The following is a 13,236-nucleotide window of genomic DNA, read 5'->3' on the forward strand; positions in this document are numbered from 1 at the left end:
GTGCCACTGATCACGTCATGCGGAGGTTCCCTCCGGGGTTCGGGCGGGCAGCCTGGGAGGGAGAAGTATGACCGTATGGCGGGGAATCGACTGCCCCGCCCCAGGCGCGGAGGACGGGCGCCCGGCCCTCACAGTCACCGCGCGTGTCACAGGCACCGCGCCCTCACCACACCGCACCCCTCACAGACACCGCACTCCCGCAGACACCGCGCCCTTCACCGGCACTGCTCCGGCCGCCACCCGCGCGTCACAAATACTGCGCGTACTCGTCCAACGTCCGCAGCACCTCCGCCTCCCCCGCCGGCGGCAGTCCCACGACGACCTCCTCCAGCCCCAGGTCACGCAACCGCGCCAGCTTCCCGGCCGACGGCTGCACCCCGTACGGCACCACCAGCGGCTCCCCGTCCCGGCCCGCCTCCGCCCACGCCTGCCGCAGCGCCGGCAGCGCCTCCGCCAGCCCCGCGCCGCCGATCGGCAGCCAGCCGTCCGCGTACTCCGCGATGCCCGCGAACAGCCGGGGACCCGGCGCGCCGCCGAGCAGCGTGCGCGGCGCGCCCTTGACCGGCTTCGGGTGCGCCAGGCTGGCCCGTACGGAAGCGAACCGGCCCTCGTACGCGGTCGGCTCCTCCGCCCACAGGGCGCGCATCAGCAGCATCCGCTCCCGCACCAGTGCGCGCCGCGTGGACCACTCGACCCCGTGGTCGGCAGCCTCCTCCACGTTCCAGCCGTACCCCACGCCCAGCGTGAACCGCCCGCCCGACAGGAAGTCCAGCGTGGCCACCTGCTTGGCCAGGACGATCGGGTCGTGCTGGGCGACGAGGGTGACGCCGGTGGCGACCCGCAGCCGTTCGGTGACCGCGGCGGCCTGGCCCAGGGCCACGAACGGGTCGAGAGTGCGCCCGTACTCGCGCGGCAGCGGCCCGCCCATGGGGGCGGGCGTGTCCCGGCTCGCCGGGATGTGCGTGTGCTCGGGAAGGTAGAGCCCGGCGAAACCGCGCTGCTCCAGTTCCCGGGCCAGCCGGTCGGGCCGGACCGTCTCGTCGGTCAGGAAGATGGTGGTCGAGATCCGCATACTGGACGTACCTCCGCGTCGGCAGTGCTCCCTTCCTACCGCCGGGAACGGGCAGCGTCCATGAGGCGCCGGTGCGGTGGCCGCCGAACGCGCCACACGCGAGCGTTTCCGCCCCGCCCCCTTCCCTTGTCCGCCCGTTCACGCCTCAATACGAGAGTTTCCGTACGCCGGTTCCACCACGCCTGTCCGGGAGTGATGCCCCATGTGCGACGACGACAGAACCAGCGGCCCCTTCGGACGCCGCGCCCTCCTGGTGACGGGAGCCGCCGCGGCGCTTACGTTGAACGGTGTGAGCTTCGCGGCGGCCGGCGAGGACGGCGGCGGGCCGGCCCAGGACGGCGGCCGGACCGGCGGGAGCCGCCGCGCGGAGACCCGCAAGGTCACCGGACACCTCCCCGCCGGGGCGCCCGACTACGTCTACCTACCCGTCGACATCCCGCACGGCGTACGCGAGATCGCCGTCTCCTACACGTACGACCGCCCCGCCACCCCGCCCGGCACCGCGGGCAACGCCTGCGACATCGGCATCTTCGACGAACGCGGCACGGACCTGGGCGGACGCGGCTTCCGCGGCTGGTCGGGCGGCGCCCGTACGGAGTTCTTCATCCGCGCCGACGAGGCCACGCCCGGGTATCTCCCCGGCCCGGTCGACGCGGGCACCTGGCACATCGCCCTCGGCCCGTACACCGTCGCCCCGCAAGGCCTCACCTACGAAGTGACCATCACCCTTCACCACGGCCCCCCTTCCGCACCCCGCGCCCCTGTCTACCCACCCCAACGCGCAAAGGGCCGCGGCCGTTCCTGGTACCGAGGCGACAGTCACCTCCACTCCGTCCACTCCGACGGCAGACGCACCCCCGCCCAGATCGCCGCCCTCGCCCGCGCCGCCGGCCTGGACTTCATCACCACCACCGAGCACAACACCACCGCCGCACACCCGGCCTGGGAGGGCCTGTGGGGTGACGACCTGCTCATCCTCACCGGTGAGGAAGTCACCACCCGCAACGGCCACGTGGTCGCGATGGGCACCGACCCCGGCGTCTTCATCGACTGGCGCTACCGCGCCCGCGACGACGTCTTCCCCCGCTTCGCCCGCCGCATCCACCGCGCGGGCGGCCTCGTCATCCCGGCCCACCCGCACGCCACCTGCATCGGCTGCAACTGGAAGTTCGGCTACGAAGAGGCCGACGCGGTCGAGGTCTGGAACGGCCCGTTCACCCTCGACGACGAGGTCGCCATCGCCGAGTGGGACAACGCCCTCGTAGCCCACACACGAGGCCGGGGCCGCTTCCTCCCCGCCGTCGGCCACAGCGACGCCCACCGCGACCCGGACGTGATCGGCCTCCCCCAGACCGTCGTCCACGCCGACGGCCTCTCGCGACACGCCATCCTCGACGGCATCCGCAAGGGCCACGCCTACCTCGCCGAATCGTCCTCCCTCTCCCTCACCTTCACCGCCACCGGCCCCAAGGGCGAACACGCCACCATCGGCGACCGCCTCCCCGTACACGACTCGACCCCGGTCACCATCCACCTCGCCGTCACCGGCGCCCCACCCGACAGCACCATCCGCTTCCTCACCGACCAGGGCCAACGCTTCACCACCCCCGCCACGGGAACCACCACATGGCACACCACCCCGGCCAACGCCGCCTACGTACGCGCGGAGGTCCGCCACCCGACGACGACACCGGGGGCGCCGGGCCCGATGGCGGCCATGACGAATCCGATTTTCCTGGGACAGAACTGACGCCGGCCATCACGCTCCCTCCTCAGGCCTCCGGTCCGGGAAGTAGCTCAGCAGGTGATCGGCGACGTGGGCGACGTAGCCGAGGTACGAGATGCAGAATGGCCCGCACCTCACCCATCAGCCGCGCCGCGTCCTCCGTCGCCGAGCAGCTCCGCACCTGTGCCCTGATCGTGCCGATGGTGCGACGCGCCGCCTCGAAGTCGACTCCCGCCGACGCCGCACCCGCCTGCTCCCGTGGCTCCATGTCCCTCACCGCTGCTTCCTCGTTACCTGGGTACCGGGGCACCTCGTCCGGGGTGACCTGTCCGTGCACAGAGGTAACCCTGTGTGGCGCCCGCGCGGGTACCGTGGAAGGCGGGTGGGAAGACGAAAGCCATGAACGCTGCCAGGAGTTGAGCATGGCGACCAGTCGGCGCACACCGAACATGAACCTCACCCGCCTGCTCCGGCAGGCCGCGTGGACCGAGCAGCAGTTCGCCAACGCGGTGAACCGTGCGGGGGCGGAAGCGGGTCTCACCCTCCGGTACGAGCAGTCGGCCGTCGCCCACTGGCTCTCCGGCACCATGCCGAGGCCCCAGGTCCGGCCCGTCGTCCTGGAAGCCCTGGCCAGGCGCCTCGGACGTCCCGTCACCCACGCCGAAGCCGGTTTCCCCACCCGGCCGGGCAGTGCGCCCCCGGCCGGCAGCTCAGCCGTCGAAGAACTCCTCGACCTGAGCCGCGACGACATGGACCCGTCCCGCAGGGGCGTCCTGCAAGCCGGCCTCTACTCGGCCGCCCTGGCCGTACCGCTCTTCTCCGACCTCGCCGGACGCGCCGAAGCGGCGGCGCGTCCGGGCCGGACCGGCCGCGTCGGTCCGGCGCAGGTGGCGACGGTCCGGACGGTGACCGACCGGGTGGCGGACATCCTCGACGAGTTCGGGGGCGGTCACGCGCGGCCGATGGCGGCGGCGTTCCTGGTGAACTCGGTGGGCCCGTGGCTGACGGCCCCCGCGTCGGAGCGGGTGCACGACGCCCTGCTCGCGGCGGCCTCCGACCTGACGTACCTCACCGGCTGGATGGCGATGTACGAGCGGGCGCACGGTCTCGGGCAGCGCTACTACGTCAAGGCCCTGCACCTGGCCGGTGAGGCGAAGGACCACCTCACGTACTGCCGCACGCTGCGCGGCATGTCCCTCCAGGCGTCCAGCCTCGGTTACGGCACGAAGGCCCTGGAACTGGCGGACTCCGCAGCGGCCGCCGCCCCCTCGGCCGGGCCGCGTCTGGTGGCCTTTCTGCGCGGGCAGCAGGCCCACGCCGCTTCGATGACCGGGGACCGGCACACGGCGATCACCCGGCTCCGGGAGGCGGAGACCGCGCTCTCCAAGGCGGACTCCCGGCGCGAGTCGATCGGCGAGTACGACGCCTCGGCGTATCTCTTCCATGTCTCGCACGTGCTGTACGAGTTCAAGGACCTGCCCGGTTCGGTCAAGGCCCTGAACAGCTCCCTGAAGGCCCAGCCCCGCCAGGAACGGCAAGGACGCGTCCACTCCCACGCCCTGCTCGCCCAGCGCCAGTTCGAACTGGGCCACCTCGACGCGGCATGTGCGACCTGGCACCGCTTCCTGGACGACTACACGGAAATCTCCTCCGCCCGGGGCGACGCCCACTTCACGACCCTGCGCGCCCGCATCCGCCGCCACCGCCGCGCGCGGTCCGTGCGCGCCCTGAGTGACCGGGTGCGGGCGGTCGCGGCGATGAAGGCCTGAGCGCCCCTGCCCCGTTTCGACATGCGGGGCGCCGCGGCTGGGAGTACCGGTAGGCCGAGGCCGTCCGGTCAGATCGTGGCCACCAGGAAGTCCTCGCCGCTGGACGGGCGGAGGCCGTCGGCGCGGTCGGCGAAATAGCGCTCGGCGAGGGCGGACCCGGGGATGTGACGCGGGTCCTTGAGGCCGGCTTCGCGGGCCAGTGCCAGCATGTCGTGCGGGGCGTAGAGGCTGACGAACGGCGTGCCGGCCCGCTGGGCGCCTTCCTGGCTGGTCCGCAGGCCGGGCCGGTCCGCGGCGGCAAGGAGGCCGGCGGGCAGCAGGAAGGTCATGGCGAAGACCGATCCGGGCGCGAGGGCGGCGGCCCGGCGCAGCGTGGCCGTGATCGCGTCCTCGGTGAGGTACATGCTGACGCCGGTGGAGACGACGACCGCCGGGCTGTGCGGGTCGAATCCGACGGTGGCGAGCTGCTCCCACCACGACTGGCCCGCCTCGAAGTCGACCGGTACGAGGTGCAGCCGGTCGGGGATGCCGTAGCCGAGTTCGAGGAGGCGGCGGCGCTTGAACGCCTGGGTGCCGGGCCGGTCGACCTCAAAGATCCGCAGGCGGGCGGCGGTCTTCGGCCTGCGCTGGGCGAAGGTGTCCAGCCCGGCTCCGAGGATGACGTACTGGGTGACGCCCCGCTCGGCCTGCTCGGCGGCCAGGTCCTCGACGAAACGTGCGCGGGCCACCATCGCCGCCCGGAACGCGCGGGTGGCCTCGGGGTCCATGTCCGGACGGCGCTGCCAGTCGGCTCCGGGGTCCGCCAGCCGCAGGCCGATCTCGTCCTCCAGTACGTGGGGTGCCGCATCGATCCGGACGTGCATCGCCCGCCACAGCGCGCAGCGCACCGCGGTGTTGTCCGGCGTCGCCCCGGCGGTCGGGCCTTTCGTGGTGTCGTCCGTCATGGTGCCGCCTTCCGTGCGGTCAGCTCCTGGCAGGGGCCTGGAGGCTCCACAGGCGTCCGTCGGGGTCGCGTACGGTCGCCGTCCTGGTCCCGAAGTGGGTGTCTTCGAACGGCGTGACCACCTCGACGTCCGGGCCGGGACGGAACGCGTCCTCGTCCGGCACCTTCAGTACGGCCTGCGTCCGGGGCTCCCGGTCTTCGGGCACCTCGGCGATGAAGACGTACGGGCCGTCGCCGTTGCGGAGCTGTCCGGAGTGGTGGCCGGTCTCGAACTCCAGGTCGTAGCCCAGGGACTGGAAGAACCTCGCCGTCTTTCCCCAGTTGTGCGTCTCCAGGAAGACGGCCTCGATGCCCTCAGTCGCCATCTCGGTTCTCCTTTCCGGCCGCATCGCGGTCCTGCTCGGCGGGCTCGTCCAGGTAGGCGCGCAGCGCGTCCGCCACCAGTGCGGACAGGGAACTGCCCGAGTCGATGGCGCGGTATTTGACCTGCTTGATCAGCGTGATCGGCAGATAGACGTTGAACTGCTTGACTTCCTCATCACCCACACCACGAAGCTAGCATGCTAGCAACCTAGAAGGCGAGAGGCGGTGCCGCGCTATTCCTCCACCACCATCGCCGGCGTGGCCCGCGTCAGTACCTCGCCCCGGAAGAACGCCGGGCTGCGTCGCTGCATGACCAGCATGAGGACGAAGCCGAGCAGCAGCAGGCCGACGCCGATGACGAAGACCGAGCCGACGCCGAGGACGCAGCTGCCGGAGCCGTAGGCCGGGTTCCACATGTCCACGAGGGTCTTGGTGAAGACGGCGGTGAGGAGGGCGCCGCCGATGACGGGGAAGGCTCCCTTGAAGAGCAGGTCGCGTACCGACCGGCGCAGTTCGCGGCGGAAGTACCAGGCGCAGGCGAAGGCCGTGATCGCGTAGTAGAAGCAGATCATGAGGCCGAGGGCGTAGATGGTGTCGACGAGGACGTTCTGCGAGAGGAAGGTCATTCCGGCGTAGAAGACGCCGGTGGCGACGCCCGCCGCGATGGTGGCGCGCCCCGGTGAGCGAAAGCGCGGGTGGACGCGGGCGAAGGACGGCGGCAGGGCCTCGTACGCGCTCATCGCCAGGACCGTGCGGGCCACCGGGATGAAGGTGGTCTGGAGGCTGGCGGCGGCGGAGGCGAGGACCGCGACGAACAGGAGGACGCCGAGGACCGGGCCCATGACGGGGTGGGCGAGGGCGGCGAAGACGTTGCCGGCGGTGTCGGGGTTGCCCAGGCCGGGGCCCTTGGTGCCGACGCCGGAGAACATCTGGGCGGCGACGGCGGTCAGCAGGTACGAACCGATGAGGACGATCATGGCGAGGAGGGCGGCGCGGCCGGGGGTCTTGGCGCTGCCGGCGGTTTCCTCGTTGACGGTCAGGCAGGCGTCCCAGCCCCAGAACATGAAGATCGACAGGGACAGTCCCGCGGTGAAGGCGGAGAAGGACCGGACGGCGAAGGGGTCCAGCCAGGTGAGGGAGAAGTGCAGGGAGCCGAGGAAGTCGCCGGAGCCGGCTTTGCTGAAGGCCATGGCGACGAAGAGGGCCAGGACCGCGAGTTGGAGGCCCACCAGGGCGTACTGGACGCCTTTGGTCGCGGTCATGCCGCGGTAGCTGACGGCGGTGGCGAGGGCGATGAAGGCCAGGCACGTCAGGACGTGGGCGGCCTTGTTGCCGTCCAGGGCGGCGACGGCGTCGCTGCCGGTGAGTTCGCCGAGCAGGAGCCAGAAGAAGGAGGTGGCGACCCCGGCGAGGTTGGAGAGGACGATGATCGTGGCGATCACCAGGCCCCAGCCGCACATCCAGCCGATGCGCGGGCCGAACGCCTTCACCGACCAGGTGAAGGAGGTGCCGCAGTCGGGTACGGCCTTGTTCAGCTCGCGGTAGGCGAACGCGACCAGCAGCATCGGCAGGAAGCCGGCGAGGAAGACGGCCGGCATCTGGAGGCCGACCTCGCCGACGGTGGGGCCGAGCGTCGAGGTCAGGCAGTAGACGGGGGCGACGGTGGAGACGCCGATGACGGCGCTGCCGAGCAGGCCGACGGAGTTTCCGCTCAGGCCCTTGCCGCGGGTCCCGCCGGTGCCGCCACCGGCCGTGCCACCGGCCCTCGTTACCGTGTCTCCGGCCTTGGGCCGGGGGTCTGCCTGAACCATGAACAGGACGTTAAGTGGTGCTGTTTCCGCATCGAGGGGCTGAAGATCCACCCGTATACGGCGACCAGGCCCTCGCTTCGGCAGGTCGAAGTGCTGGCCGGTCGAGGTTTACAAGGCCAGGCATGCGTTACGTTCGGTAACTTGAAGGCCGTACAGTCGAATTCCGGACTGCGGGAACCGCAGCGCTGTCCGCTTCGTCCCGGTTCAAAATTTTCCCGCCCGGCCTTCCCCCCGTTTCACCCCGGCCACACCACCGCCTGCGTCTCGCTGTACGCGTGCAGCGCGTACGAGCCGACGTCGCGCCCCACCCCGCTCCGCTTGAAGCCGCCGAACGGCGCCTCCATGTTCCGGCCGACCGTGTTGATGCCCACCCCGCCCGTCCGCAGCCGCCCCGCCACCCGGAACGCGCGCGCCACGTCCCCGGACCAGACGTAGTCCAGCAGGCCGTAGTCGGTGTCGTTGGCCAGTGCCACGGCCTCTTCCTCGTCGTCGAAGGGGAGGACGACGATCACCGGGCCGAAGATCTCTTCGCGGACCACGCGCATGGTGGGGGTGCAGTCGGTGAAGAGGGTGGGGGCTACGTAGAAGCCGCGTGGGAGGGGCGGGCGGTCGCCGCCCGCGACCAGTGTGGCGCCCTCCTTGCGGCCCAGTTCGATGTACGACTCGACGCGGTCGCGGTGGGCGGCGGAGATCACCGGGCCGACGACCGTGTCCGCCGAGGACGGGTCACCGGTCTTCAAGCGGTCCGCATACGCGGCCAGTTTCCCCACCAGCCGGTCGTGGATGCCGCGCTGGGCGAGTACGCGCGTCGGCGCCGTACAGATCTGGCCGCTGTAGAAGGAGTACGTGGTGCCGATGCCGGCGACGGCCGCGTCCAGGTCGGCGTCGTCGAAGACCAGCGCGGCGCCCTTCCCGCCCAGCTCCATGAGCTGGCGTTTCATGCCGCGTCCGGACACCTCGGCGATGCGCTGCCCGACGGCCGTGGACCCGGTGAAGCTGACCATGTCCACGTCCGGCGCGTCGACCGCGGCCTCGCCGACCGCCGGGTCCGCGCCGGTCACGAGGTTGATCACGCCCGGTGGCGCACCGGCTTCGTCCAGGGACTCCTGGAGCGCCTCGGCCAGCCGGTGGACGGAGAGCGGGTCCTGCGGCGCGGGCTTGATCACGACGGTGTTGCCCATGGCCAGCGCGGGTGCGATCTTGCCCGCCGGGTTGGCCCACGGGTTGTTGTACGAGGTGATGCAGGTGACCACGCCGACGGGGCGGCGCACCGCGAGCGCCCCGAGGACGGCCGCCTTCCCGAACGGGCCCGCCTCGTTGATCTGGGGTGGGAGGGGCGTTTCCACGGGCTCCAGCGCTCCGCGCGCGTACCGCTTGAAGCGGGCGACGGCGACGCCGACCTGCATCGCGCGGGCCGTGCCGGTCGTCGCCCCGGTCTCCGCCTGTGCGAGCCGGGTGTACGGGCCGAGGTGGCGCGCCAGGATCTCGGCGGCGCGGTCCAGGACCTGCGCGCGGGTCTCGGGCGCCGTGCGCGACCAGGGCCCGAACGCCTCGCGCGCCGCGCGGGCCGCCTCGTACGCCTGGTCTCGGCTCGCCTCCGCCGCCAGTCCGACGGTCTCCTCGGTCGCCGGGTCGATGACCTCGTAGTGGCCGTGATCGGGTGCGGTCCGTTCGCCGCCGATCAGCAGCCGCTCGGGCCGCGGTACGGCCGTACCGGGCGCGTTCACCGCGTCCGCACCGTCTCGGTGTCCCGCCCCGACCGCAGCACCTTTCCCGGCACCGCCCCGGTCACCGCGCCGTCCCGGACCGTCTCGACGCCGTTGACCCGTACGCTCACGATCCCGGCCGCCTCCGAGTCCAGCCGCGGACTGTCCCCCGGCAGGTCGTGCACCAGCCGGGCGGGCCCGGCGTCGATCCGCTCCGGGTCGAAGAGCACCAGGTCGGCGTGGTGGCCCACCGCGATCCGGCCGCGGTCGCGCAGCCCGAACAGCCGGGCCGGGTCGTCGGTCAGCATCCGTACGGCCTGCTCCAGCTCCACCAGCTTCCGGCCGCGCAGGCAGTCGCCGAGGAAGCGTGTCGTGTACGGGGCGCCGCACATGCGGTCCAGGTGGGCGCCCGCGTCGGAGCCGCCCAGCATGACGTCCTCGTGCTGCCAGGTGCGCTGCCGCAGTTCCCAGCTGGCCGGGTCGTTGTCGGTCGGCATCGGCCACAGGACGGTGCGCAGCTCGTCCTCGGCGCAGATGTCCACCAGGGTGTGGAAGGGTTCCTGGCCGCGTTCGGCGGCGATGTCGCCGACCACCCGGCCGGAGAGTCCCGCGTTGGCGGCGGAGTACGTGTCGCCGATGACGTACCGGGCGAAGTCCGCCAGCCGCCGGAAGACGCCCGCCTCCTTGCTCGCCGCGCGCCGCAGCATCTCCTCCCGTACGGCCGGGTCGCGCAGCCGGGCGATGCGCTCCGGTACGGGCAGGGCGAGGATGTCGCCCCAGCCGGGGATGAGGTTGAGGGCGCAGAAGGTGCGCAGCGACATGTTCATGGGGGTGAGGATGGGCATGGTGAGGGCGACGATCCGGCCGCCCGCCTCACGGGCGCGCTCGCTCGCCTCCAGCTGCCGGGGCACGCGTTCCGGTACGGCGCTGTCGATGGTCAGCACGTTCCAGTTCAGGGGGCGTCCGGCGGCGGCCGACATCTCGACGAGCAGGTCGATCTCCTCGTCCGCGAACTGGTCGAGGCAGCCGGCGACGATCGCCTCCAGCTGGGTGCCCTCGTGGTCGGCGACCGCGCGGGAGAGTGCGAGGAGTTCGGCGGGGTGGGCGTGCCGGGAGGCGACGGGTTCGCCGTCGCCGTCGGCGTGGGTCGAGGACTGGGTGGTGGACAGGCCCCAGGCGCCCGCGTCCATGGCGTCGTGGAAGAGCCGGAGCATGGCCGTCATCTGCGCGTCCGTGGGCTGCCCGCCGATGGCGTCCGGGCCCATGACGTGGCGGCGCAGCGCGCAGTGGCCGACCATGAAGCCCGCGTTGACGGCGGTCCGGCCGTCCAGGGCGTCCAGGTATTCGCCGAAGGTGGACCAGTTCCACGGTGCGCCGCGCTCCAGTGCCGCCAGTGACATGCCTTCGACCCGGCTCATCATGCGGCGGGTGTAGTCGGCGTCGCCGGGGCGGTCGGGGTTGAGCGGGGCGAGGGTGAAGCCGCAGTTGCCGCCCGCGACGGTGGTCACGCCGTGGTGCATGGAGGGAGTGGCGCAGGGGTCCCAGAAGAGCTGGGCGTCGTAGTGGGTGTGCGGGTCGACGAAGCCGGGCGTGAGGACGAGGCCGTGGGCGTCCTCGGTGGTCCCGGCGGGGCCGGTGATCCGGCCGAGGGCGGCGATCCGGCCTTGGTGGACGGCGAGGTCGGCCTGGTACGCGGGGGTGCCGGTGCCGTCGACGACCGTGGCGCCCCTGATCAGGTGGTCGTACATCCCCGGGTGGTCCCTTCCGCTCAGACGTGCGGTCCGGCGGCGCCCTGCCGGAAGCGGGCCGTCCGGTGCACCGGGTCCGTGTCGATCTTCGGAATCACGTGCTCGCCGATGAGGCGGATGGTGGTGAGGGTGTCTTCGGGCGAGATGCCGATCGGCAGGCCGAAGGTGAGCTGGTCGGCGCCGGCCTGTTCCCAGCGCTTGCACTGCCGGAAGACCTCGTCGGGGTCGCCGCAGATCATCAGTTCCTCGGCGATCAGCAGCTCGATGATCTCCTCGGTGTACTCGGGCAGCTGCTCGGGCCACTCGGGGATGCCCTCGGGGCGCGGGAAGGTGTCGTGATAGTGGAACAGCAGCGACTGGAGGTGGTTCAGCCCGCCGCCCACCGCGATCTCGACCGCCTTCTGGTGCGTCTCGGCGCAGACGGCGGTGGAGGTCACCATGACGTTGTCGTTGACGTAAGCGCCGACCGGTTCGGCCTGCTCGACGGCCGTCTTGTACGACTCGACGACCCACTCCATGTCGGCGACCTTCTGCACGCTGAAGCCCAGCACGCCCAGGCCCTTCTTCCCCGCCATCGCGTACGAGGACGGTGAACCCGCCGCGTACCACATGGGCGGGTGGGCGGGCCCGTACGGCTTGGGCAGCACCTTGCGGGGCGGCAGCTGCCAGTGCTTGCCCTGGAAGCCCTGGTACTCGTCCTGGAGCCACATCCTGGGGAACTCGGCGATGGTCTCTTCCCACATCTCCTTGGTGTGGTTCATGTCGGTGATGCCCGGCAGGAACCCGAGGATCTCGTGGCTGCCCGCGCCGCGCCCGGTGCCGAACTCGAAGCGGCCCCCGGAGAGGTGGTCGAGCATGGCCGCCTTCTCGGCGACCTTGACCGGGTGGTTGACCGGGGCGAGCGGGTTGAAGATGCCGGAGCCGAGGTGGATGCGCTCGGTGGCGTGGGCGAGGTAGCCCAGGTAGACGTCGTTGGCGGACAGGTGCGAGTACCCCTCCAGGAAGTGATGCTCGGAGGCCCACGCGTACTTGAACCCGGACCGGTCGGCCTGGATGACGTATTCGGTCTCCTCCATCAGTGCGTGGTGCTCTGCCTCGGGGTCGGTCTCCGCCCGCGCGGCGGGCACATATCCCTGTACGAACAGCCCGAACTCCATAGGGGGTTCACCGTCCCTCGTCCGCCCCGGCGTCATGAACTGACGCCCCGTCAGATCGGGACCGACTCTCGCACCGGGCACCCCGACCGTCAATACCCGACGTCTCATCAGGTACGGACTCCCGTCCGTGTACGCGCCTCAGTACAGGCTGATGCCGGACAGCCAGCCCCCGTCGATGACGAACGGCTGTCCCGTGATGTACGAGGAGTCCGCGCACGACAGGAACAGCGCCAGCCGGGCCACCTCCTCCGGCCGCCCGATCCGCCCGAGGGGGACGGCCTTCGCGTAGAAGGCGTCCAGGTCCTGCGCCGAAGCGGCGGAGGCGCCGGGGACGCCCGCCGCGTCCTCCGGCCCCCGCTCCGGCCGGGTCATCGGGGTGTCGACGGCCCCCGGGCACATCGCGTTGACCCGGATGCCCCGGCCCGCCAGCTCCATCGCCGCCACCCGCGTCATGCCGACCACCGCGGCCTTCGACGCCGCGTACGCGGTCAGGTACGCCATGCCGGACAGCGCGGCGTACGAGGCGGTGTTCACGACGGTGCCGCCGCCGGCCGCCGACAGTTCCGGGACCACCGCCTTCATCCCGAGGAACGTGCCGACCTGGTTGACCTGCACCACCTGCTGGAACTCGGCGAGCGGGGTGGCGGCCAGCTCGTTGAAGCGCAGGATGCCGGCGTTGTTGACCAGCCCGTCGACCGTGCCGAACGCCTCCCCGGCGGCCCGGACCGCCGCCTCCCAGTCCGCCTCCTGGCTCACGTCCAGGTGGACGTACCGGGCACGGCCGTCACCCAGCTCCTTCGCGAGCGCCTCCCCCGGACCGTCCAGCACATCGCCCAGCACGACGCGCGCGCCCTCCTCGGCGAAGAGCCGCGCTTCCTGTTCGCCCTGGCCGCGTGCGGCGCCGGTGATGATGACGACCCGGCCGTCCAGCTTTCCCATGC

General features: G+C 71.8%; 11 protein-coding genes. 2 read left to right on the forward strand and 9 right to left on the reverse strand.

Annotated features, from left to right (window positions below):
• Positions 1 to 247: 247 nt before the first annotated feature.
• Positions 248 to 1,072, reverse strand: coding sequence for an LLM class F420-dependent oxidoreductase (locus ACZ4Z1_RS04865; protein ID WP_468485152.1), 825 nt, complete (start codon positions 1,070 to 1,072; stop codon positions 248 to 250).
• A gap of 202 nt (positions 1,073 to 1,274) precedes the next feature.
• On the opposite strand from ACZ4Z1_RS04865, the gene ACZ4Z1_RS04870 reads away from it, so the two are divergent.
• Positions 1,275 to 2,822: a CehA/McbA family metallohydrolase gene (locus ACZ4Z1_RS04870; RefSeq protein WP_468485153.1), complete on the forward strand. Its 1,548-nt coding sequence runs from the start codon at positions 1,275 to 1,277 to the stop codon at positions 2,820 to 2,822.
• A 398-nt stretch (positions 2,823 to 3,220) separates the two neighbouring features.
• A complete protein-coding gene (locus tag ACZ4Z1_RS04875) occupies positions 3,221 to 4,567 on the forward strand; it encodes a hypothetical protein (RefSeq protein ID WP_468485154.1) in 1,347 nt (448 codons plus the stop codon).
• 68 nt (positions 4,568 to 4,635) lie between these two features.
• On the opposite strand, the gene ACZ4Z1_RS04880 is transcribed toward ACZ4Z1_RS04875, so the two are convergent.
• From ACZ4Z1_RS04880 to ACZ4Z1_RS04915, 8 genes are all read right to left on the reverse strand, one after another.
• Complete coding sequence (locus ACZ4Z1_RS04880) at positions 4,636 to 5,511, reverse strand: class I SAM-dependent methyltransferase (protein ID WP_468485155.1); 876 nt, start codon at positions 5,509 to 5,511, stop codon at positions 4,636 to 4,638.
• Positions 5,512 to 5,530: 19 nt separating this feature from the next.
• Complete coding sequence (locus tag ACZ4Z1_RS04885; protein ID WP_468485156.1) at positions 5,531 to 5,875, reverse strand: VOC family protein; 345 nt, start codon at positions 5,873 to 5,875, stop codon at positions 5,531 to 5,533.
• Complete coding sequence (locus tag ACZ4Z1_RS04890) at positions 5,865 to 6,056, reverse strand: ribbon-helix-helix domain-containing protein (protein WP_468485157.1); 192 nt, start codon at positions 6,054 to 6,056, stop codon at positions 5,865 to 5,867. Before ACZ4Z1_RS04890 ends, ACZ4Z1_RS04885 begins: the two co-directional genes overlap by 11 nt.
• 50 nt (positions 6,057 to 6,106) lie before the next feature.
• Positions 6,107 to 7,684 carry an APC family permease gene (locus ACZ4Z1_RS04895; protein WP_468485158.1) on the reverse strand — a complete coding sequence of 526 codons (1,578 nt, stop codon included), beginning with the start codon at positions 7,682 to 7,684 and terminating at the stop codon, positions 6,107 to 6,109.
• A gap of 236 nt (positions 7,685 to 7,920) precedes the next feature.
• Positions 7,921 to 9,411, reverse strand: a complete 1,491-nt coding sequence (locus ACZ4Z1_RS04900; RefSeq protein WP_468485159.1) for an aldehyde dehydrogenase family protein — start codon at positions 9,409 to 9,411, stop codon at positions 7,921 to 7,923.
• A complete protein-coding gene (locus ACZ4Z1_RS04905) occupies positions 9,408 to 11,138 on the reverse strand; it encodes an N-acyl-D-amino-acid deacylase family protein (protein ID WP_468485160.1) in 1,731 nt (576 codons plus the stop codon). The genes ACZ4Z1_RS04900 and ACZ4Z1_RS04905 overlap by 4 nt, the downstream gene beginning before the upstream one ends.
• 20 nt (positions 11,139 to 11,158) lie before the next feature.
• Positions 11,159 to 12,295 carry an LLM class flavin-dependent oxidoreductase gene (locus ACZ4Z1_RS04910; protein WP_468485161.1) on the reverse strand — a complete coding sequence of 379 codons (1,137 nt, stop codon included), beginning with the start codon at positions 12,293 to 12,295 and terminating at the stop codon, positions 11,159 to 11,161.
• A gap of 138 nt (positions 12,296 to 12,433) precedes the next feature.
• On the reverse strand, positions 12,434 to 13,234 hold the full coding sequence (locus tag ACZ4Z1_RS04915) for an SDR family NAD(P)-dependent oxidoreductase (protein ID WP_468485162.1): 801 nt from the start codon (positions 13,232 to 13,234) through the stop codon (positions 12,434 to 12,436).
• Positions 13,235 to 13,236: the final 2 nt, after the last annotated feature.

It is taken from the genome of Streptomyces sp. NPDC030165 (genome assembly GCF_055573595.1).